This window comes from Collinsella sp. LCP19S3_A6, from assembly GCF_052122015.1.
Taxonomy (GTDB): Bacteria; Actinomycetota; Coriobacteriia; order Coriobacteriales; family Coriobacteriaceae; genus Collinsella.
Map to the genome: position 1 here is coordinate 46,573 of NZ_JBQKDD010000005.1, position 22,160 is coordinate 68,732.

At 59.3% G+C, this 22,160-nt stretch carries 19 protein-coding genes and 2 tRNA genes; 5 read left to right on the forward strand and 16 right to left on the reverse strand.

The window, feature by feature from the left end:
* Nucleotides 1-204 precede the first annotated feature (204 nt).
* The 4 genes from ACTQVX_RS04575 to ACTQVX_RS04590 all read left to right on the forward strand — a co-directional run bounded on the left by ACTQVX_RS04575 (nucleotide 205) and on the right by ACTQVX_RS04590 (nucleotide 5,209).
* Nucleotides 205-1,662, forward strand: a complete 1,458-nt coding sequence (locus ACTQVX_RS04575) for a L,D-transpeptidase (protein WP_441560360.1) — start codon at nucleotides 205-207, stop codon at nucleotides 1,660-1,662.
* Between the two features lie 129 nt (nucleotides 1,663-1,791).
* Nucleotides 1,792-3,225: an efflux RND transporter periplasmic adaptor subunit gene (locus ACTQVX_RS04580; RefSeq protein WP_441560361.1), complete on the forward strand. Its 1,434-nt coding sequence runs from the start codon at nucleotides 1,792-1,794 to the stop codon at nucleotides 3,223-3,225.
* Nucleotides 3,225-3,998, forward strand: coding sequence for an ABC transporter ATP-binding protein (locus ACTQVX_RS04585; protein WP_427717357.1), 774 nt, complete (start codon nucleotides 3,225-3,227; stop codon nucleotides 3,996-3,998). Before ACTQVX_RS04580 ends, ACTQVX_RS04585 begins: the two co-directional genes overlap by 1 nt.
* Nucleotides 3,995-5,209, forward strand: coding sequence for an ABC transporter permease (locus tag ACTQVX_RS04590; RefSeq protein ID WP_441560362.1), 1,215 nt, complete (start codon nucleotides 3,995-3,997; stop codon nucleotides 5,207-5,209). Before ACTQVX_RS04585 ends, ACTQVX_RS04590 begins: the two co-directional genes overlap by 4 nt.
* 104 nt (nucleotides 5,210-5,313) lie before the next feature.
* Here the strand turns inward: ACTQVX_RS04590 and ACTQVX_RS04595 are convergent, their stop codons facing one another.
* The 10 genes from ACTQVX_RS04595 to ACTQVX_RS04640 form a co-directional block, all read right to left on the reverse strand.
* Nucleotides 5,314-5,925 carry a TetR/AcrR family transcriptional regulator gene (locus tag ACTQVX_RS04595; protein WP_441041102.1) on the reverse strand — a complete coding sequence of 204 codons (612 nt, stop codon included), beginning with the start codon at nucleotides 5,923-5,925 and terminating at the stop codon, nucleotides 5,314-5,316.
* A gap of 136 nt (nucleotides 5,926-6,061) precedes the next feature.
* Nucleotides 6,062-7,354, reverse strand: a complete 1,293-nt coding sequence (locus ACTQVX_RS04600) for a lysylphosphatidylglycerol synthase transmembrane domain-containing protein (RefSeq protein ID WP_427793548.1) — start codon at nucleotides 7,352-7,354, stop codon at nucleotides 6,062-6,064.
* A 151-nt stretch (nucleotides 7,355-7,505) separates the two neighbouring features.
* Nucleotides 7,506-7,582 (reverse strand) — tRNA-Glu (locus tag ACTQVX_RS04605).
* Between the two features lie 22 nt (nucleotides 7,583-7,604).
* Nucleotides 7,605-7,681 (reverse strand) — tRNA-Glu (locus ACTQVX_RS04610).
* Nucleotides 7,682-7,906: 225 nt separating this feature from the next.
* The gene (locus ACTQVX_RS04615; protein WP_441560364.1) at nucleotides 7,907-9,301 is read right to left on the reverse strand and encodes a CCA tRNA nucleotidyltransferase; all 1,395 of its coding nucleotides are present in this window, start codon (nucleotides 9,299-9,301) and stop codon (nucleotides 7,907-7,909) included.
* Between the two features lie 192 nt (nucleotides 9,302-9,493).
* Complete coding sequence (locus ACTQVX_RS04620; protein ID WP_427728177.1) at nucleotides 9,494-10,426, reverse strand: 1-phosphofructokinase family hexose kinase; 933 nt, start codon at nucleotides 10,424-10,426, stop codon at nucleotides 9,494-9,496.
* Nucleotides 10,427-10,654: 228 nt separating this feature from the next.
* Nucleotides 10,655-11,587, reverse strand: a complete 933-nt coding sequence (locus ACTQVX_RS04625) for a 1-phosphofructokinase family hexose kinase (RefSeq protein WP_349125764.1) — start codon at nucleotides 11,585-11,587, stop codon at nucleotides 10,655-10,657.
* A gap of 74 nt (nucleotides 11,588-11,661) precedes the next feature.
* A complete protein-coding gene (gene ptsP / locus ACTQVX_RS04630; RefSeq protein WP_441560366.1) occupies nucleotides 11,662-13,365 on the reverse strand; it encodes a phosphoenolpyruvate--protein phosphotransferase in 1,704 nt (567 codons plus the stop codon).
* Between the two features lie 133 nt (nucleotides 13,366-13,498).
* Nucleotides 13,499-13,762, reverse strand: a complete 264-nt coding sequence (locus tag ACTQVX_RS04635; RefSeq protein ID WP_022094575.1) for an HPr family phosphocarrier protein — start codon at nucleotides 13,760-13,762, stop codon at nucleotides 13,499-13,501.
* 517 nt (nucleotides 13,763-14,279) lie between these two features.
* Nucleotides 14,280-16,289 carry a fructose-specific PTS transporter subunit EIIC gene (locus ACTQVX_RS04640; protein ID WP_427728173.1) on the reverse strand — a complete coding sequence of 670 codons (2,010 nt, stop codon included), beginning with the start codon at nucleotides 16,287-16,289 and terminating at the stop codon, nucleotides 14,280-14,282.
* Nucleotides 16,290-16,560: 271 nt separating this feature from the next.
* Here ACTQVX_RS04640 and ACTQVX_RS04645 point away from each other — a divergent pair, with 271 nt between their 5' ends.
* Entirely contained in the window at nucleotides 16,561-17,418 is an 858-nt protein-coding gene (locus tag ACTQVX_RS04645; RefSeq protein WP_427795869.1) for a MurR/RpiR family transcriptional regulator, read from the forward strand.
* 220 nt (nucleotides 17,419-17,638) lie between these two features.
* Here the strand turns inward: ACTQVX_RS04645 and ACTQVX_RS04650 are convergent, their stop codons facing one another.
* The 6 genes from ACTQVX_RS04650 to ACTQVX_RS04675 are packed head-to-tail and all read right to left on the reverse strand — an operon-like array spanning nucleotide 17,639 to nucleotide 22,145.
* On the reverse strand, nucleotides 17,639-19,267 hold the full coding sequence (locus ACTQVX_RS04650) for a DNA repair protein RecN (RefSeq protein ID WP_441560368.1): 1,629 nt from the start codon (nucleotides 19,265-19,267) through the stop codon (nucleotides 17,639-17,641).
* The gene (locus ACTQVX_RS04655) at nucleotides 19,257-20,117 is read right to left on the reverse strand and encodes an NAD(+)/NADH kinase (protein WP_427728169.1); all 861 of its coding nucleotides are present in this window, start codon (nucleotides 20,115-20,117) and stop codon (nucleotides 19,257-19,259) included. The genes ACTQVX_RS04650 and ACTQVX_RS04655 overlap by 11 nt, the downstream gene beginning before the upstream one ends.
* The gene (locus ACTQVX_RS04660) at nucleotides 20,114-20,917 is read right to left on the reverse strand and encodes a TlyA family RNA methyltransferase (RefSeq protein ID WP_427747409.1); all 804 of its coding nucleotides are present in this window, start codon (nucleotides 20,915-20,917) and stop codon (nucleotides 20,114-20,116) included. Before ACTQVX_RS04660 ends, ACTQVX_RS04655 begins: the two co-directional genes overlap by 4 nt.
* A gap of 8 nt (nucleotides 20,918-20,925) precedes the next feature.
* Entirely contained in the window at nucleotides 20,926-21,192 is a 267-nt protein-coding gene (locus ACTQVX_RS04665; protein WP_154515533.1) for an exodeoxyribonuclease VII small subunit, read from the reverse strand.
* A 2-nt stretch (nucleotides 21,193-21,194) separates the two neighbouring features.
* Nucleotides 21,195-21,779 (reverse strand): transcription antitermination factor NusB, encoded by a 585-nt coding sequence (gene nusB, locus ACTQVX_RS04670; RefSeq protein ID WP_441048798.1) that lies wholly within the window; start codon nucleotides 21,777-21,779, stop codon nucleotides 21,195-21,197.
* A 3-nt stretch (nucleotides 21,780-21,782) separates the two neighbouring features.
* Complete coding sequence (locus tag ACTQVX_RS04675) at nucleotides 21,783-22,145, reverse strand: Asp23/Gls24 family envelope stress response protein (protein ID WP_154515527.1); 363 nt, start codon at nucleotides 22,143-22,145, stop codon at nucleotides 21,783-21,785.
* Between the last annotated feature and the right edge of the window lie 15 nt (nucleotides 22,146-22,160).

Genomic DNA, 22,160 nt, shown 5'->3' on the forward strand with positions numbered 1-22,160 from the left:
GGCGTTCAGTCGCCGCGCCCCATTACGCCAACGCATAGCACAAAGCATGGTTCGGGAAACACCTCACAGCGCCAGAACCCCCATGCGTATCAGCAGCGTCAGAGCAATAAAGCGACTAAGCACGCGCCTTCACACACGCAAAACCATCACAAGGGCCCCCGTGGGTCAGAGAACCACGCCAACGGGAAAAAATCCGGGGCCAAAATGACCCTTTACGTTGCTCTGGGCCTCATTGTTGTCGTTTACATTGTTGGCGTTGTCGCATTTTCGCAGGTAGCCTACCCCAACACCACCATTGCCGGCGTCGACGTCTCGTTCTCCAACGCTTCGTCTGCTGCCACTAAGGTCAACTCGGCATGGAAGCACTATAAGCTCACCGTGACAGGCGATGACTTTAACTGGACCTATCAGCCCGAGTCCGATGAACCCATCGTCGACGGCGAAGCTGCCGCAAAAGAAATCATCAGCCGCAACGAAGCCTTTATATGGCCGGTCCGCCTTGTGGAATCCTTAAGCGGCAAGACCAAAACAACCGCTACCTCCAACGAAGTCGATCTTGAACAAGACGTCGACCTGTCCATGCTCTCTGACACCTTTGACCAAAAGAAGTTTGAGGAGGATCTGGGCGCAGCCATTGACGAGTTTAACGAGGGCCGTTCGGGCACGTTCGAGGCCAATAGCTCCTATGACGAGCAAGCCGGCAAGTTTACCGTCGAGAAGGCGCGCTCCAACGAAAAACTCAACCGCGAGCATGTCATTAAGTATGCCGAGCTCGAGCTTGCCTCGCTGGCCGAGACCGTAGATCTTTCCAAGCTCGGCAACGATGCCTATGAGCCGCTCAATGGAACGCTGACCAATGATCAGATTCAGGCCGCATGCGATGCCGCCAACAACTTCTTGGGCGTCAACGTGACCCTCAAGCTCAACGGCGAGGATGCCGGCAAGGTCGACGGCAGCTCCGTGTTGCAGTGGATCAGCTTTGCCGATCCGGCCAACCCCACACTCGATACGTCGCAGATCGGTAGCTGGGCAGCCGAGCTCGCCAACGGCTTTAATACCGTGGGCACCACCCGCTGGTGGACGCGTGCCGACGGCAAAGAATGTGCCGTCGAGGGCGGTGACTTTGGCTGGTCCGTCGATAGCGACGCGCTTGCCAAGCAGGTCGAGGACGCCATTAACAACAAGCAGACCGGCGAAATCGAGATTAAGTACTCCCAGAAGGCCGACACCTATACCGCAAAGGGAGAGCCCGACTGGAAGGCGTATATCGACGTCGACCTGTCCGAGCAGCACGCGCGCTACTATGACGAGAACGGTAATATCGTTTGGGAAGCCAACTTTATCTCGGGCAAACCGGGAGAGGATGCCACCCCCGAGGGAGTTTGGCAGATCAATAGCAATGACGGCGCAAGCAAGCTCATCGGTGCCAAAGACCCAAAGACCGGAAAACCAAAATACGAAAGCCCCGTGTCATATTGGATGCCGTTTGAAGGCAACATGGTTGGTTTCCATGATGCAACATGGCAAAACGATCAGAGCTTTAACGACCCAAATTCGTACAAATGGTGCGGCAGCCACGGTTGCATCAACTTGCGTCTGGCCGACGCCAAGGCACTCCACGATTGCATCAACGTAGGCCTATGCGTGGTCGTGCACTCGTAGGGAAACACGCCTTCGCACAACGGGGAACTGACGCTCCAATCTAACAGTTCCGAAAGAATCCGCCATATGCGCCCGCTTCTCGCGACGGGCGCATATACTTATCGAAGAACTTTCTATAAAGGAGACGCCATGTCGAATGTCCCCACCATCACCCCGGGACCGAATGATACCGAGCGAGCGCCCGAGGGTGCCACCGAAACGCTTCCCCTCATAACAAACATGCGCGCCACACAGCAAAACGGCAGCACAAGCGATGCAACCGAGATTTCTGACGAAGAGGCCTACGCCAAGCTCAAGGCGAAGCGTGCCGAGCGTCGGCGCAAAAAGCTCATCCGACGCGGCATTGCGGCCGGCGTCGTGGCCGCCATTGTGCTCATCGCCGTTGTCGTAACCTTCGTCATTAACGCACGGCCCGCAGGTACCAACGGGCCGGTGACCGACATGGTCACCGAGGGTACATTTACGACCACCGTCGAGGCTAAAGGCCAGCTCAAGCCTATCTCGGCTTCGGTGGTCTCCCCTTCTGTCGACGGCACGGTAGCATCGATCAACGTATCAGCCGGCCAGTCCGTTAACGAGGGCGATGTGCTCATGACCATTAAAAATGACGAGCTCGATCGCAACGTTGCCGAGGCGCAGCGCGCGGTGGCGGCGGCACAGGAAGACCTCGCCAACGCGCAGAAAGCGGTAGCTGCCGCCCAAGCCGCTCCGGCGACTGACACAGATGCGGCAGGCGCAAGTGGCGCCAGCGGCAGCACCGGCACGAGTGCCGACACGAGCGCCATCTCGAGCGCCCAACGTAACCTGGCCTCGGCCCAGGCGACCCTGGACCAGGCCAACGCCAAAGCCGCCGAGCGCACTGTGACCGCGCCCAGCTCGGGCAGCATCGTCGAGCTCAACGCCAAGGTCGGCGCCACGGTGACGGGCGGCATGATTATGGGCGAAGGCGATACGACCGGCGGCAAGCAGTGCATGCAGATCGCTGACCTCTCCAAGATGAAGGTCACCGTTCAGGTGGGCGAAAAGGATATCGCCAAGATCGCAGTGGGCCAGAGCGCCAACGTCACCTATCCGGCCTTTCCCGATATCGTGAGCCAGGGAACGGTCACGACAATCGCTTCGGTGGCAAACTCCGACTCCACCTACGGTGGCGGCGGTAGCGTGACCTATAACGTCGATATTTTGATCGACGCGCCCGACGCGCGCCTCAAGCCGGGCATGACCGCCGAGGTCTCGGTGGTAACCGAGCAGCTCGACGATGTGGTGATGGTGCCGACCATGGCGCTCATGACCGAGGATGGCGAGCACTATTACGTCAAAGTGGCAACCGACGGTGAAGGCAAGGAGATGTGCCGCGTGAAGGTGACCATTGTGACGCAAAACGATAACGACGCCGTGGTCGGCAAGACGCAGGTCAAGCGCGACGACCAGGGCAATGAGATCAACGCAGACGTACCGGTTACCAAGCTGCGCGACGGCGACACCCTCATCGTGGACACCGGCGCAGGCATGACGGCCGACGGCGACGACTCTGGCAGCATGTCTGCCGACGAGGGCTTGTAATGCGTCCCGTCATCAACATCCGCAACGTTCATCGCATTTTTGAGAGCGAAGCCGGCTGCGCCCATATCCTGCATAACGTGAGCCTGGCAGTGAATCCCGGCGAATTCGTGGCCATTACCGGCCCTTCTGGCTCGGGCAAGTCAACGCTCATGAACATCCTGGGCTGCCTGGACAAGCCAACGGCAGGCGATTATTACCTGCAGGGCCTCAACGTGGCGGAGCTCGACGATGACGAGCTCACCGAAGTCCGCGCCCTGAGCATCGGCTTTGTCTTTCAGAGCTTTAACCTGCTGCCGCGCCTATCGGTCATCGAAAACGTCATGCTGCCGCTGTCGTACACCAACGTGCCGCGGGCTCAGCGTGAGATGCGCGCCGTTCATGCGCTGCAAGCCGTCACGCTGCCGGTCGACCACTGGGACCACCGCATCTCCGAGCTCTCAGGCGGACAGATGCAGAGGGTTGCCATCGCGCGCGCCCTCGTCAACGACCCGCCCATCATCCTGGCGGACGAGCCGACGGGAAACCTGGACTCCGCCACCGGAGCGCTCGTGATGGAGACCTTCCACAAACTCCAGGAACGTGGCAAGACCATTGTGCTCATCACGCATGATCCCGGTATCGCCGCCGAGGCCGACCGTGCCGTAACCATTCGCGACGGCCGAATCCACGACGGCGCGTACATCGCGCACGCACCGCAGACCCTGCACGGCGCCATTGATAACCTGCCCATGATTTCCGCACACGCCAATCCGACGAAAGGAGTGAAGGCATGAGCACGCGCGACCTTATCCAAGAAGCCCTTCACTCCCTCGAGGCCAACAAGGGACGCAGCCTACTCACCATCCTGGGCATTGTTATTGGCATCGCCTCCGTCATTGCCATGACCTCGCTTATCGGCGGTATCCAAAACAGCCTGGTCAACAGCCTGGGCCTCAACGCCGCGCGTATGGTGCAGATTTATTCGTCGCAAGAGCTCACCGAGTCGGACGTTGAGAATCTTCGCAAGATGGTGCCGCAGATCGAGCAGATCGGTATCGTGGACAGTGCCTATACCGAGTACAAGGCCGGTGACAAAAGCTATAACGTCATGGCGCAGGGCGTCGATAGCGACATGCTCGACGCAGTGGGCGCCAGCAAGCTCGTCGCGGGGCGCACCTATACCCAGGCTGAGTCCCAATCTGGCGCACGCGTGGCGCTCATCAGCCGCGGCGGCGCGGACCAGCTGTACGGCAACGAACAGGACGCGCTCGGCAAGACCATCAAGGTGTCGAACGGCGAGGTGCAGATTATCGGCGTTATCGACGGCGGCAGCGACTCCATGGGCTCACTCACGCTCTACATGCCGCGCGAGACCATCTCGGGCCTCTTTGGCGACGAGAACCCGTCTTTTCCCAGCGTAACGGCGCTCACCGTCGAGGGTACGGACATGGATGAGCTGTGCAAGACGATTGAATCCAAGGTGCGCAGCATGAAGGACATCGCGGATGACGACGAATATGACAGCGTGTCGGCGACCTCAATGAAAAGCGCCATCGACGCCCTCAACTCCTTTATGGGCGCGTTTTCGCTCATCATGGGCGCCGTTGCCAGCATTTCGCTGCTCGTGGGCGGTATCGGCATCATGAACATGATGCTCACCAATGTGACCGAACGCATCCGCGAGATCGGTATTCGTCGAGCCTTGGGTGCCAGCCGTCGCGATATCACCGCACAGTTTTTGGCCGAGTCTTCGGCGCTGTGCATCACCGGCGGTCTGCTAGGTGTCCTGATTGGCTACCTGCTTGCCTGGGGCCTAGCGATGTTCGCCGCGGGTTCCGGCGTGCTTGGCGAACTCGGTGCCAGCGGTACCATAACGCCGAGTTTTTCGATCGCCACGGTGCTGCTGGCCTTTGCGGTCTCCGTCGGCATCGGCGTAATCTTTGGCTTCTACCCCGCCCGCCGGGCCGCAAAACTCGACCCCGTGGAGTGCCTGCGCTACCAGTAATGCAATCCCCCCCTGAGTTGCGGTGAAATAGGGAGTGTTTTAGCCGTTAAAAGGCCTATTCAGTCCTTATTTCACCGCAACTCGGAGGGGATAAGGCGCTAGTGCTATTCGAAACGAGATTCCAGACTCGATAGCCCGTTCAACGTCAGATTGTTAGCGACCTCCGAAATGCGCTCGATGGGCACCGAGCCATCGGAGAGTGCCCACGTGCGGTAAATGCCGATAATGCCCGAAAGCAAAAACGCCAGATAATAGTCGAACAGCTCGTCCTTTAAGCCATCGGGCAGCAGGTCGCGCTCGGCAATCTCGTGCTCGAGCGGCACACGCAAGCGCGTCATAAAATCGTCGAGCGGAATGTTTTCAATCAGCTGGCGATTGAGCACCAAATTGTTGCACAGCGCCTCGTTAACGGTTTTGAAGAAGGTCGCCGCCGCTCCGAGTGCGCGCTCGTTGGTGTTACCGCCCATAGAGGAAAGCGTCTTCTCGACTGAGTCGACAATCATCTCGACCACATCCACGGCAATGGCATCGAGCAAGCCGTCCACCGTGCCAAAGTGCACGTAGAAGGTCTTACGGTCGACATTTGCCTCGCGCGCGATGGCGCTCACCGTAATATCGGCGAGGGGCTTTTCCATCAGCAGTCGCTCGAATGCCGAAAGAATCGCATTGCGACTGCGAACGATGCGGCGGTCAAGGCGCGGTTTAGTGGTGGCCATAGACGTGTCCCCTTCATGTCAACTGCCCACCTATAGCTCCTGTACAAGTGGGAGATAATCAACGTAAGAGGATTATCCTACATCTTGCATCGCAATGACGAGCATCATTAAGAACGCACGACTCACCAACTGGGCTCTAGGGCCGCTTCTTTTTATTGAGCGCCGCAGGGGAAACGCGGATACCGTCGCCAGTCTGACGAACATAGGTCTTCCGTGCCGGTTTAGAGGCCACAGCAGTCTTTTGAGCATGCTGATTGGGGTCCACGGTAACCTGAGAGGCTGGATGTGCCTTAACGGACGCAGAAGGCTTCTGAGGAGTGCGCCCGAGCTTGCACATCATACGGTCCCAGCGCGCATGGATACTCTCGTTATGAGCGCTCTTAAGGCCCAAAAGAGGGGCGGCCAAAATGGTCGGCGCGATAAAGGTGATCAGACGCCAAAGCAGATAGCCGGCAGTCGCTGCCGTGCCAAAAAAGTGACCCAGGAACAGCGCGAAGCCGCCCTCGGCACCACCGGTGCCGCCAGGCAGCGGGACGGCGGAACTCAACAGCTGTACAAAAGCACTCGCCGCCATGACCGAGAAAAAGTCAACGTCGTACTGACCAAAGGCAAGCATCAAAAAATACGGAACCAGGTAGAAAAACGCCAGCTGCAACATGGTGATGACGACCGTGAGCAGCATGGACGAAAAATGGCCGGCAGAGAGTTTGAATTTCTCGGAAAACGAGTAGATCTCGCCATCGACAAAGGTACGCCAGCCCTCGATCTTAGTAGCGGAAACGCCCATGCGCTCGAGCCAATTGATAATACAATGTGCGACGCGCGTGACGGTCTTGGGCATCAACGCCACGGCAAAGATGCCGAGAAGAATGCAGCAGTGGCCGCCAAAACTAAAGACGCAAAGCAGCGTCATGTCGCCATAGCGCTCGGCGAAAAACGGCATGCGGGCGAGCAGCAGAATGGCACCCCATGCCACCAAACCAAACTGGTACACGATAAAGCGGGTGAACTGCGTGGCACCCGCTTCGCCCACATTTTGGCCGGCTTTGGTCAGGCGATAAATCTGGGCAGGCGTGGAGCCCATCATCATGGGCGTCAGGTTGCCAAAGAAGATGCCGCTCGCCTCGACCGAAATGAGGTCGCGGATGCCGACAGGCGAATTGGGATCGAGCCATACGGCAATCGCGTACGCCACGATGCCAAAAAACAAGTATAGGAACATGCAGAAGCACGCGGCAGCGAGCCACGGCGCCTGAACGCTAGCCATGGCAGCCCAGAACTGACCCATCTGACCGGTCACGACCAAATAGACGATATAGCCCACCAGCACAATGCCAATAAAGATGGCACCACGACGTGCGCTCTTGTTGTCATCGCCGCCCGAAACATCGACTTGAGGCTTTGGGGTATGCTGAGAGGACTCCGTCATGAGACTCCTTCTGACCGTCAATGTATCTGGCCTATTGTACCCGTCTGGGAGATAAGCAAAACGTAAAGCTATGGGGCAAATGGGATTAACAGACAAGCCCGCAGGTAATAAAAAACCCGACCTTCGAAAAGAAGGTCGGGTATCCAAAACTTGGTAGCCCGTACCAGATTCGAACTGGTGATCTCCGCCTTGAGAGGGCGGCGTCCTAAACCGCTAGACGAACGGGCCATAAGCCTCAGCAGAAAAGAAGTGGTAGCCCGTACCAGATTCGAACTGGTGATCTCCGCCTTGAGAGGGCGGCGTCCTAAACCGCTAGACGAACGGGCCACATGACATCTGCACTGCCGTGCTGCGAGGACATATATTACGGGACAAAAAACGCGAGCGCAAGAAGAAATTACAAATTGGCCAAATTTTGTCGTGAGGTTATGGAACACACAGGTCAACCTGGTAGCTAATTTGGGACGGGGCTTTTTTAGCTACCCCTGCCAGAATCACTATTGTTCGTCCTATTGACAGCGGGGTAGCTAAAAAAGCCCCGTCCCAAATTAGCTACCCCAGGTTGAGGTGGGCCAGAAGGGCTTCGCGGGTATTGGGGACGTTGTCTTCGATCACGGCGTCGAGGGCAACGTTGAGCAGCTGTCCCAGCTCAGGCCCCGGTTTGACGCCGGCGCGAATCAGGTCCCCTCCGTTGATGCCAAGCATCTTAAGCGTATAGGGCTCCCCAGCTTCCAACAGTTCGTGGGCGAGCGAACGCATCTCCTCGATCGTCTCGACGTAATAGAAGCACGACGGTGCCTTACCCAGCGTATCGGCACGCTTAAGGTCCATAAGCTCGTCAATCAAACGCGGCGTGTCGACGCCCTCACCCGAAAGCGAGCGCATCATATTGAGCAAACAGGAGCGCTCGGGGCGCAACGGCTTATCGTGATACCTGATAAGCAGACACACGTCGCGAACCAAATCGTGCGAAAGCGTCAAGCGATCCATAATAGCGCGCGCTTTCTTGGCACCAAGCTCAGGATGACCGTAAAAGTGGCCGCTGCCCGCATGATCGACCGTAAAGCAATCGGGCTTGGAGACATCGTGCAAAAACGCTGCCCACATTAAGCTCGACGAAGGCGCCACACCGTCACACAGCGCCAGCTCCCCCGCTACCGTCAAAACGCGAGCGATATGCTCGTAGACATTAAAGGCGTGGTAGACGCTGCGCTGGTCAAACCCACGAGCCGGCGCAAGCTCGGGCACGGCGGCGCAAACAAGCTCGGGATAGCGTCGCATCGCGTCTCCCCCATGTCCGGTCGATAGAATCTCCTCGAGCTCGATGCCCACGCGTTCGCGTGCCACGGCATCGAGCAGCGGCGAGCACTCGGCAAGCGCCTGTTTGGTCTTAGGCTCGATCATAAAATCCAGACGGCAGGCAAAACGCACGGCGCGCAGCATGCGAAGCGCATCCTCGTTAAAGCGACGCTTGGGATCTCCAACGGCACGAATCAGCTTACGCTCCAGGTCGCCCTGGCCATCATAACGGTCGACAAGACCGCGCTGGGGATGCCAAGCCATGGCGTTAACGGTAAAGTCACGACGTGCCAGATCGTCCTCAAGCGACGCCGCACGCTCCACACTCTGGGGATGGCGACCATCGGTGTAAAAACCGTCCAGGCGATACGTCGTGACCTCAATACGCTCATCGTCACAAAGGGCGGTAATGCCGCCAAATTTTATGCCCGACTCAACTACCGCAATGCCGGCTGCCTCGAGCGCCGCCTTGGACTCTTGCCACAGGCCGCTACAGCACATGTCAACATCGTGGCTGGGACGTCCCATCAGGGCGTCACGCACCCAACCGCCTACGAACCAGGCCTCGAGACCGGCGTCCTCAAGCGCACGTAGCACACGCAGGGAGGCATCTGTGGGCTGCGTACCGTTGAGCGAAACATTACACATACCTATGGCCTCCTACGCTTGCAAGCGTTAAACGATGGTTCTCAAGCAGTCTAGCAAGAATCGAGCGTGAGCGCACATGAAATCACATCGTCGATTCGCGCGAACGAGACAGCAGAGCCCATGCGGCCAACAGATAAAAACACCCGCCTCGGAGATCCAAAGCGGGTGTTCGGCAACGATATGTCTAAACGGTTAGCAGACCTGGCGAACGTCGATGTGCTTCTTATATTCGTCCACCTTGGCAAAATCGCCCAAACCAGGGCACTCGACCACGTTGGCACCGGTTGCCATCGAGAGGCGCAGGGCGTCCTCGACGCACTCGGGGGCATCGTGCCACACGGACAGGAAGGCGGCAAGCGAGGAATCGCCGGCGCAGACCGTCGAGAGCAGCTTGACCTCAAAGGTGCGTTTGGCAAACCAAATATGCTCGCCGTTGGAGAAGTACGCGCCGTCGCCACCAAGGGTCAGCAGCACATTCTTAGCGCCCTTGGCGTGCAGCTCAGCCATAGCGCCCTTAACGGACTCGTCGTCGCCACCGCTCACCTTAATGCCAAAGATGTCGAGCAGCTCATCGTCGTTGGGCTTAATGAGCAACGGCTCCATGGCAATGAGATCGGCCAGCTGATGGCTCGAAATATCGAGCACGAACTCGGCACCCTTTGCCTTAACTCGGCGAAGAACCTCGGCCAGGAAACCCTCGGAGGTGTTGGGGGGCAGCGAGCCGCTAATGACCAGGCAGGTCATGTCGTCGAGCGAGTCGATGAGCTCAAACATCTCCTGCTCGTTGGCAGCATTGATGGCAGCGCCTGCATTGACCATGTTGTACTCGGTATCGGGACCGGCGTTGAGGAAAACGTTGACGCGCGTGATGCCGTCAGTCCACACGGGCTTGACGGGCACACCCAGGGCCTCGGCGCCCTTGACGATATACTCGCCTGAGAAGCCGGCAAAAAAGCCCAGGATCGTGGTGTCGACACCGTAGTGATCGAGGGTGAACGAGACGTTGAGACCCTTGCCATTGGGCGTATAGACCGCGTTGCGCGTGCGGGTGACGGTGTTGGCGGAAAGTCCGTCGCAGGATATGTTGTAATCAATGGCGGGATTTGCAGTGAGCGTGTAAATCATGAATGTTCCTTTCACAAATCAACGTGATAATGAAAGTATATTCCACACCTTGTGAAAAGACCATAGCAACTCGGCGAACGGTATAGAACGCGTGCAGGTCGCCAGAAAAGCAGCAAGGCGGGGCAAAAAAAATCAGGAATGGTTGCCCTGAAGCTCATTTGCAATTTACAAATAAGCGCCCCGGCTTAAACCGGAGCGCCATATAGCCACGAATATGTAGCGTTTCGCTTACTTGCGATCGAGCTTGCGGACAGCAACGCGCTTACTATACTCATCGACATGACCGAAGTCGCCGATGCCCACGGACTCGGCAACGTTGGCGCCGGTGGCCATAGCGAGCTTCATGGCCTCCTCGACGTTATCGCGATCCCTGTACCACTTGTGCAGGAACGCTGCGAGCGTGCAGTCGCCGGCGCAGACGGAAGAGACCAGCTTGATGTTGAACTCACGCTTAGCGTACCAGATGTCCTCGCCGTTGGAGAAGTAAGCGTCGCCGCGGCTACCACGGGTGAGCAGCACGTTCTGGACGCCGGCATCGTGAGCCATCTTCATGGCAACGCGGACCTCGTCGTCGGTGTCGACCGGCACGCCAAAGATGGCCTTCATCTCGTGATGGTTCGGCTTGATGAGCAGCGGCTTCTTGTGAGCGAGCTCCTTGAGCTTGTCGGAAGACAGGTCAAGGACGACGTCGGCGCCACGAGCCTGAGCGTGCTCCATGACCTGAGCCAGGAAGTCGGGCGTAGCTTTGGGAGGCACGGAGCCGGAGACAATCAGGCACTCAAGATCGCCCGCGGTGTCCAGGATGTTGTAGAGCTCCTTCTGGTGCTCCGGCGTAATCGGGGCGCCGGGGTTAAGGATGCCGTACTCGTGCTGGCCATCGTTGACATAGGTGTTGATACGCGTGATGCCGTCGGTCCAGACCGGGCGGCACAGGCAACCCAGGTTCATGACCTCCTCGACGATGAACTTGCCCGTGAAGCCGGCGAAGAAGCCGAGCGCGACGGTGTCGACGCCCATCTTCTTAAAGGCGAAGGACACGTCGAGGCCCTTGCCGTTAGCCGTGTAGCTGGCCGAGCCGGTGCGGACGTTCTCGTCGGGCTCGAGCGGAGAGCTCGAAACCGTCATGTCGACAGCCGGGTTAGCGGTTAGCGTGTAGAACATTTACAGTACCCCCTGTATATTTGAGGGCCGCGCGGCCAGCCCATTCCAACCACGCGGTTACCTCTGATACCAAATTAGCGAGCGGCAGCCTCAAGCAGCGCCTTGACCTCTTCGGCAGTGTTGCAGGCGAGCGCCTTCTCGGCGAGATCGTCGCACTCGGCCTTGGTCCACTGGCTGATGGTCTTGCGGGCGCGAAGGATAGACGGAGCGCTCATCGAGAACTCCTCGAGGCCCCAGCTGATCAGCAGCGGCTCAAGCAGCGGATCGGCAGCGGCCTCGCCGCACATACCGACCATGATGCCAGCCTTGACGCCGCTCTCGATGATGTTCTTGAGCGAGCGAAGCACGGCGGGATAGTACACCTGGTACAGGTTAGAAATGGTGTCGTTACCACGGTCGGCACACATGGTGTAGCCGATCAGGTCGTTGGTGCCGATCGAGAAGAAGTCGGCGACCTCGGCCAGGCGGTCAGCGAGCAGCGATGCGGCAGGCGTCTCGACCATAATGCCGACCTCGATGTTCTCGTTGAACTTGCGGCCCTCTTCGGTCAGCTCGGACTTGCACTCCTCGACGAGCTCCTTAACGGCCAAGACCTCCTCGACGCAAGTGACGAGCGGGATCATGATCTTGACATCACCGAAGGCGCTGGCGCGCAGCAGAGCGCGGAGCTGTACCTTGTACTGGTCGGGGTTGGCCAGGCAGTAACGCACGGCACGGAAGCCCATGAAGGGGTTCTCTTCCTTGACCATGTGCAGGTACGGGATCTCTTTGTCGCCACCCACGTCGAGCGTGCGGATGATGACCGGAGCGCCATTGAGCGCGCTGGCAACCTTGCGATAGGCGTTGAACTGCTCCTCCTCGGAAGGAAGCTCGGCGGAATCCATGAACAGGAACTCGGAGCGGAACAGGCCAATGGCCTCGGCGTCGTGATCGAGCGCGTTGGGCACGTCATCGGGGTTACCGATGTTGCAGGCAATGATCTTCTTGATGCCATCGGCAGTCACGGACGGCTTGCCACGGAAAGCCTCGAGGGCTGCCTTCTCGGCAGCGAAAGCCTCGGCCTTGGCGGTGTAGGCGGCAAGCGTCTTCTCGTCGGGATCGGCCTCGACGATACCCTTGCCACCGTCGACGACAACGGTCATGCCGTTGCGCAGCGCGGTGCAGCTGTTGGCAACCGAAAGGACAGCCGGAATCTCGAGGGCGCGGGCGATGATCGCGGAGTGCGACGTGCGGCCACCGGTCTCGGTGACGATACCGGCAACGTGAGCCTTATCGATCGTGGCGGTCATGGACGGCGTAAGGTCGTGCACGACAACAACAGTGTTTTCGGGCAGGACGGAGAGATCGACGACCTCCTTGCCCAAAAGCTCGGCCAGAATACCGGTTCGGATGTCGGCGATGTCTGCCGCGCGCAGGCGGAACATCTCATCGTCCATGGACAGGAACATGTTCTCAAACATGGTCGAGGTGTCCATGAGCGCCTGCTCGGCGCAGGTGCCGCCGTCAATGGCAGCGTTGATGGCATCGGTCATGCCCGGGTCCTGAGCCAGGACAATGTGTCCGCTCATGATCTCGGCCTCGGCCTCGCCCACCGTCTCCTTCATGTGGTCGGCCTGAGCCTGGGTCTTCTCGCAGAAGACCGAAAGGGCGGTCTGGTAGCGCTCCTTCTCTGCTGCCGAATCAGCAACCTCGTGCGGCTCAAACGTCAAGTCGGGTTCGACGGCAACCATGACGGTGCCGATACCGATGCCCTCGGAAGCGTTGACTCCCTGATACATTCCTATTCCTCTCTCCGTGTCATGTGATAAAGCGTTTTGCCATATCCATGACAAAAGAGCGCAGTTCCCTTTAAACAGGTCACTGCGCCCCCAAATATGAACTTAGTTGTTCAACATGCGACCCGTTTGAGTTCTACTCGCCAAGACCGCTCTTGATGAGCTCGATGGCAGCAGCCAGAGCCTCGGCCTCGTCAGCGCCGTCGCACTTGACCTCGACCTCGGTACCGCAGGGGATGCCGGCAGCCATGAGGGCCATCGGGGACTTGCCGTTGACCTCCTTCTCGGGGGTGACGACCGTCACGTCGCAGGCGTACTTGCCCATGGTGGAGGCGAAGAGGCCAGCCGGACGCATGTGAAGACCCTGAGGATTAACGAGGGTAGCCTTCTCAGAAACCATAATTGACTCCTTTTTTGTGTTTAACCCCTATCAGCCATGCGACAGGAGCCATATTCACGACGTTGATTATATTAACTCACATCAAACGGTTTTTCATTATGTTTCGCACGAATTGTTGGACAGATGTGTTTGTCGTCCGCTTGCTCGCCCACAGGGGGCCGGGCGCGGCCAGTGAGATTTCCTGCTCTACAGTCCTGCTCGCACGAAGAGCACATTAAGTGCTCTTCGGCTCGTGCGGAACTCGCGACAAACTTAACCGCCCCGCCCGGCAGGCGAGCTGCGGAAACTCGGTCGGTCCAGAGCAATATCGTGCGAACGAAATTTTGGCTGATTTTTTGTTCGCCTGGTTGATCTGGTTGATGGGGCTATCTATGCCCTCTTGTGAACTGAGGAGTATCCCGAACTGTCGGCAGGAAGGAAACGTCCCTCAGTACCGGTTTACTTGAAAAAAGGCGGGGACCCCTGATGGAGTCTCCGCCTCATATACAGGGGGCGATGTTATTCGCAAGCTGCGGGATTAGACCAGACGGGCGTTGATCGTCTTAGCGATCTCGGCAGCGTCGGTGGAACCCTTAACGGTGGCACGGAAGCCCTCGTCCATGAGCGCCTCGGCGACCTTGGACAGGATCTTGAGGTGCGTGGTGCCGGCCTGGGCACCGGGGATGAGCAGGGCAATAGCCACGTTGACAGGAGCGCCGTCCATGGTGTCCCAACCGGTCACGCCAGAGTCGTCCTTGACGACGATGACGGCGGCCTCGGTAATGGCATCAGACTTGGCATGCGGAATAGCGAAGCCCTCCATCATGCCCGTGGTGCCCTCGGCCTCGCGGGCCAGAAAGGCGTTCATTACGGCGTCGGCGTCGTCAGCGATACCGGCCTTGACAGCCTGGTTGGAGACAAAGCTCAGGGCCTCGTCACGAGAAGCAAAATCCTCGGCGACAAAAACGTTCTCGACCTTCACGAAGTCGGAAGCCTCAGCCTTGGGGGCCTCGACGGCAGCGGCCTTGGGAGCCTCGACCGGCTTAGCGGCAGCGGCGGGAGCGGCCTTCTGCTTCTTCTCGAAGTCATACTTCTTGAAAGCAACGAACAGGATGCCACCGACCACGGCGCCGATGAGGATCGCGAGGACCCACAGCGGACCGTTCTCGACAACGGGCAGGACCAGGAAACCACCGTGAGGCGCCGGATCGTGGACGTTGAACATAATGGTCAGGATCGAGGCGATGGAGGAACCGAGCATCATGATGGGCATGACGGGCCAGATGTTCTTGGTCATGAACGGAATGGCGCCCTCGGTGATGTGGGTGCAACCAAGGATGAGGTTGACGATACCGGCGTCATGATCCTCCTGGCTGAAGTACTTCTTGCCGACGATAACGGCAAAGGTGGTGATCAGCGGCGGAACGATGCAGGCGGCGGAGACGGCAGCCATGAAGTTGGTACCGAAGTTATAGGTGTCGGTGCCGACACCGGCAGCCAGGGCCTCGGTGAGCATAGCGGTACCGGTGACGTAAGCAGCCTTGTTGACCGGGCCGCCCATATCAAAGGCGCACATGCAGCCAATGGCAAGACCCAGGACAACAGCGCCAGAGGCAGACAGACCCTTGAGGAAGTCCATCATGGCGGTGTTAATGGCAGCCATGGGGCCGGAGATGCCGAGCATGACCAGGCCGACGATGGCGGTCGAGAACAGCGGGTACAGGAAGATAGCCTTGAGGCCGTCCAGGTTCTTGGGCAGCTTGGCAAAAACCTTCTCGAGCAGCAGGATGACATAGCCAGAGAGGAAGCCGCCGACGATGCCGCCCAGGAAGCCGAAGCCCACGCCGGCACCGCCGGCATCGATCATGCCGGTCTCGGCATTAACGGGCAGGCCCTGGATGGCGATCATACCGGCGACAAAGCCGGGAACGAGCGCCGGGCGCTTGCCGATGGACTCGGCGATATAGGCGGAAAGCACGGGAACCATGAGGTTCATGGCGATGCCGCCGATGATCTTGAGCATAGCGGCAAAGCTGTTGTAGTCGGCAGCCGTCGAGTCGAAGGACGTAATGCCCCAAAGGAACGAAACGGCGGTCAGAACACCACCGGCAACGACGAAGACCAGCATGTGGCTGACGCCGTTCATGAGGTGCTTATAGATGATGTGACCGATGGACTCCTTCTCCTCGACCTCATCCTCGACATCGGCAGCAGCCGCAACCGTGTCGTCGCCCTTGGCGGCGAGAGCACGGTCAATCAGCTTGCCGGCAGCCTCGACGGACAGGGCCTTGGAAACACCGACGGAAACCATGGGCTTACCGGCGAAACGCTCCGCCTGGACATCCTTATCGGCTGCGACGACGACGGCCTTAGCACCGGCGATCTCACCCTTCGTGAGTTCGTTCTCGACACCGACCTGGCCATGGGTCTCGACCTTAATGGTCAGACCGCGCTCGGCAGCTGCCTTCTCCAGCGCCTCCTTCGCCATGAAGGTGTGCGCGATGCCGGTCGGGCAACCGGTGGCGGCGATGATGTCAAACTTAGCCATGTGTCCCTCCTTCTTGAGTACTGCGCCCGCGGGCGCTCCCCTACACGCGCTACGGTGCGCGCTTTTCCACTCCTGAAAGATACCAAGCCACCGCTTATATGAGAAGCAATCAAGCCTATTTCTCCGGTGAAAGGTTCTTTCACAACCGTAAACGGTCGATGAAAGTTTACCATCAACTATTGAAACAGCAAGGTGTATCTTGTAATTAAAATCCCCGTATACTAGAGCGGCACACAACAAGACAGCTTTTAATGCCAACTAGGAGTCATCCATGTCCGATAGCAGCAAGAGCGCACTCTCCCTTATTAGCACGCACAAGGGATACAGCGAGTCCGAGCAGCGCATTGTCGACTATATCCTAGAGCACCAGTCCGAGGCACCGCTCCTAACAGCCGCGCAACTCTCGCGCGCCGCCGCAACCTCCGAGGCCACCGTCTCGCGCTTCTGCCGCAAGCTGGGCTTTGGAAGCTTTCGCAGCTTTCAGTTTTCGCTGGCGCGCGATCTGGAGAGTCAGCGCAGTGAAGGCCTCACAGACGAGGTCTCGCTCGACAATATGGAGCAGAGCCTCAAAAACATCCTCGCCGCAAAGGTCAGTGAACTCAATGCGACCATCGATGGCATTGATCACGATACACTGGCAGCCGTCGTGCACGCGTTTAAGAACGCAGGGGCTATCGAGTTTGCAGCCGTAGGTAATACCAACGCCGTTGCGCTCGACGCGACGTTTAAGTTTTCGCAACTGGGCCTTCGCTGTATGTCAAGCACCATCAGTGAAACCTCGATTGGTTTTGCGCTCACATTGCGCCCCGGCGACGTTATCGTGCTGATCTCGAACTCTGGCAAGTCGCGTCGACTGAATCGCATGGCAAAAGCGGCTCGAGGCTGTGGTGCCACCGTAGTCGTCATCAGCAGCGACAGCAAGTCTCCGCTTGCTCGCCTAGCCGACTACACCTTTAATACCGTGAACCACGAGGCGCTGCTCACCACGGGCGACTTTGCGTTCTCCAAGATCAGCGCCACGATGATCATCGAGGTTATCTACAACTTCCTGCTGCCCGAAATCGAGGACGCCCGAGAGCACATTAGCTACTACGAGGAGCTTATCCAGCCGGATAAGGTCGTGGAATAGAAATTTTGGCGAGCCGACAAACGCCACTCGCCACGAAACCGGCCCATCTACTACGTTTTATCAGTATGGCCCACCCACATACCGAAAATAGAAAAACCGCAGGCGTTCTACCTGCGGTTTTCTTTTTGCAATTCAAGGCGTGGTTGCCGATAGCCTATTAAACGTAGTAGATGGGCCGGTTTCGTGGCGGCCGGGTCGAACATACATGTAACGGCTCGGCCTAAGCACGCGCTTCCTCGAGCATCTGCTTAGCGTGCGCCAAGCTCGCCTCCGATTGATCGCCGCTCAGCATACGGGCGATCTCTGCGGTACGGGCGTCCCCGGCCACCTCATCCAGATGGGTTTGGGGAACGTCGCCGGGCTCTTTGCTCACCACGTAATGTTTGTCGGCCATGACGGCGACCTGCGCCAGGTGCGTTACGACAATCACCTGATGCGTTGCGGCAAGATCTGCCAGAACGCTCGCAAGGGCGCGTGCAGTAGAGCCGCCAACACCGGCATCGACCTCGTCGAACACCAACGTATCCACGCCGTCCGCGTTACCCAAAACAACCTTGCTCGCCAACATGACACGGCTCAGCTCGCCACCAGAAGCAATGCGGCGCAGGGGGCGCGGCGTCAATCCGGCACCGCTACGATACAAAAGCTCGTAGCTCGACGGGCCCGCCGGCGTCCACTCGGCGCGCGGAAGATCGCGCGAGTCCCAAACGAGCTCGGCGCCGCCCATCTCCAGGCGCGCCATCTGACGGCCAACCTCGTGGCAAAAGCGCGGGGCTGCCGTATTGCGTGCACGCTTAAGTGCCTTGGCGGCGGCGAACAGTTCGTGCTCCGCCGCGCCAAGCGCTTCGCGCGCCTTCTTAATCTGCTCATCACCATCGTCTACCAGCGACAACAGCTCTCGCGAGCTATCGCGCATAGCAAACACGTCGTCCATGGTGGGACCCCACTGACGCAAAAGTCCCTTAAGATCGGAATACCGCTCGCGCATACGAGCCAGCTCGCGCGGGTCGAAGGCGACCCCATCTCGATAGGCACGCAGCTCGTTGGCACAATCCTCGAGTGAGATGCAGGCATCCGAAAGCGCATCGGCGATAACACCCAGCTTGCGATCGACAGTAGCCATGCGCGAAAGCTCCGCGACGGCACTGTTCACGGCATCGAGTGCTCCCCCTTCGGCAGCAAGCGACGCATGGGCATCGTTGGCCGTTGCCACCAACACCTCGGCATGCTCGGAGCGCGGCAGCAGCTCCTCGAGCTCCTCATACTCACCCGGCTTGGGGTCGACCTCGGCGATGCGCTCCAGAGCGAAGCGCGCTTCCTCGACACGACTCCCCTGCGCGCGTGAGGCCTCTTCGACGCGACGGACCTCTTTGGCAGCCGCGCGAGATGCCTTAAGGCAAGCACGATAGCGATCGAGCGCCTCGAGCGCCGGGCGCCCCGCCCATGCATCGACCATGGCAACATGATGCGCAGGGTCGAGCAGGCGCTGGTGCTCGTGCTGGCCGCAAAGATCCATCATCACGCCGACGCGCTCCGAAAGCTCACGCACGCTGGCGATGCGGCCGTCAATTTTTACGCGGCTACGGCCCTCGGCAGAAAGGCTGCGCTGTACGGTGAAGCCCTCCGTGTCGTGCGGACCGTCAAACAGGCGCGCCTCGACGTTGGCAAGCGTCTCGCCCTCGCGCACCGTCGACGAATCCGCGCGCTCGCCCAGAATGAGCTTAAGCGCCGAGAGCAACGCAGTCTTACCGGCGCCGGTTTCTCCGGTCAGAACCGTTAAGCCCGCGCTCGGAACCAACGTCGCCTCGCGAATGAGGGCAATGTTGGAAACCTGCAGCTCATCGATCATGACGCACTCCGTAGAACACGCGGCTCACCGAGTTATAGAAGCTCTCGGGGCCGTAATCCAGCAGCAGAACATCGCCGGGACCGCGACGCACGGCCACGCTCTCGACCGTGCCATCGCAGGTAATAAACTGTCCATCGATGGCGATCGCAGGCACGCTCGGGCGGTCATCGGACATAAAAATCTCGACGACATCGCTTGGCGAGGTCAAAAAGGCGCGAGCCTGAATGGTATGTGGGGCGATGGGCACGCAAACCATGCCCGTGTAATCGGGACTGACGATGGGGCCGCCGGCGGAAAGCGCGTAGCCGGTGGAACCGGTCGCTGTCGAAACGACGACGCCGTCACCGCGCAGGCGGTCGATATGATGGCCGGACACCGTGATGTCGAACTCAACCATATCGGACAGGGGCCCGCGCGTAAGCGCCATATCGTTAAGGGCAAACGTGCGCACGACATCCTTCGTGCCATCTTCGCGCACCGAAACGATATCCGCGGCGAGGGTGGCGCGGCGACTCACATGGAGCTCACCGGAAAGGGCATCGCTCACGACCTGCAAAATATCGCGATCCTCGGGGCTCGCAGCCGTCAAAAAACCCAAATGACCATAGGAAAGGCCCAGAATGGGGATCTCGCGGTAGTTGAGAATGCGGGCGGCACGCAACAGCGTGCCGTCGCCGCCGAGCGTAATGACCAGGTCGGCATCGTCAACATCGGGCGCACGCTGGATCTTGGAACGCTGATCGGCAGCCCATGCGACCTCGTAGCCCTGGCGCGAAAGCCAAAGCTCGAGCATCAAGCCGCTCTCGACCGCCTCTTGCTTGTAGTAATTGGGAACCAGAAAGACCTTCATAGCGTTGCAGCTTTCTCGCTCAAAGCCGTTACCTGTGATTGCAGCTCATCGTCGGCACGCTCGCCAGAGGCAAACCTCGTGCCGTACAGGAAAAACTCGACGTTGCCCTTGGCGCCATGGATGGGCGACACGCACACGTCGAGCGGGAACAGGCCCTTGGCGGCAAAGAGCTCAATCGCCGCCACAAGCGTATCGCGGCGGACGGAGGGGTCGGTCACGATACCGCCCTCGCCCACCAGCGCAGCCGGCGCCTCAAACTGCGGCTTTACGAGCGTGCAAAACGAACCCAATGGCTTCAGGCACGCCAACACGGCGTCGATGATATTCGCGATACTCGTAAACGACACATCGCAGACAGCCAAGTCGATAGCGCCGCCGTAGCCAAGCTCGGGCAGTTGTGTCACGTTGGTGCGCTCATGGAGCCTCACGCGCTCGTCTTGGCGCAGCGACCAATCAAACTGTGCGCGACCCACATCGACCGAAACGACCGTTGCGGCGCCACGCTTGAGCAGGCAATCGGTAAAGCCGCCCGTGGAGCAGCCCACATCGAGGCAAGCAAGGCCCATGGGATCGATCCCAAACGCATCGAGCGCGCCCTCGAGCTTGAGCCCGCCGCGCCCCACGTAGGGAATACGGCCCTTCACGTGCAAGGGCAGACCGGGCGTCACCTTAAGGCCCGGCGAGGTCAAACGCTCGCCGCCACTCGAGACCAAGCCGGCCATAAGAGTGCGAAGGGCATCCGCGCGATCGGCGCAGATGCCCTGTGAAATCAGTTCGTCATCGAGACGCACGCGTTTCATGAATGCCATCAACCATTCGTATCCGGAGACGCGGCCTGGCTATCCTGGGATTCGTTTGCCGCATCCTCATCGTATTCCTGCTCGAGCTTATCGGCCTCACGAGGCGTCAACTCAAACTTGTCGACCATATCGACCGCACGGGAGCCAAGTTCGATCGCCTCGTCAAACAAATCGAGCGAACGCTCCAAGGACGTATCCTTGGAGCGAACGGTAGCGATGATCTGGTCCAAGCGGTCCGAGATCTCGTCGAAGTTGCGGACGGAACCCTCTGGCATGGCTACTCCTCGACGGTACCGTTCTCGGCCTCGGCGACCTCGGCACCCTCGTCGAGAACATCGGCCGCAGCCTGAGCGGCGGCAACCTTGGCGGCAGCCTCGGCGGCCTGGGCCTCCTCGCGGGCGCGGTCCTCGGCCAGCAGCTCCTGATACAGGTCCTCGCCCGGCAGCTCCTCGCTACGCGCGATCTTGCCCAGCACGCCATTGACAAACGACGCGGACTGGTCGGTGCCATAGGCCTTGGCAAGCTCTACAGCCTCGTTGATCACGATGGCGTCCGAGACCTCCTCGTCGGTGAGGAAGCGCATCTCATAGACGGCGATACGCAGCAGATTGCGATCGGCGCCGGGCATGCGCATAAGATCCCAGTTCTTGGCGATGGAGCGCAGGGCGCAGTCGATACGGTCGATATACTCGTAGGCACCGCGGCACAGCTCCAGAGCGTAGGGGTCGAGGGGACCCTTCGAGATCAGGAAATCGCCCTCGAGGACGCGCTCGAGCGGGCTGTCCGTCGCCTCGGCCTGGAACAGCAGCTGCAGCGCTTGACTGCGGGCAAGCGTACGCCCGCGATAAACCTTAAGGCTCAAAGGTTACTCCTTGGGGAAAACGAGGCCGTCGATGCAAACGTCAACGCGCTCGACCTCGACGCCTACCTGGGCATCGATAGCTGCGACCACGGCGGAGCGAACGGCCTCGGCGAGTTTCTTGAACGGATAGCCAAAGAACACCACGACGCGCACGGTGAGTGCGAGCTTGTCGCCGATGACCTCGGCCTCTACCGGCGGCTCGGAAGCCGGGGCCTTGGACGAAAGCATCATGGAGACAAGGTTGGTGGCAAGGTCCTTGACGCCCACGGAGGCGATGCCCTCGACATCCGTGACGGCGCGCGAGACGATGGCGGTCAGAACATCGGGCGAAATACCGATGCCGTCAATCTTGATTTCCTGGGGCATGAGTCCTCCTAGAAG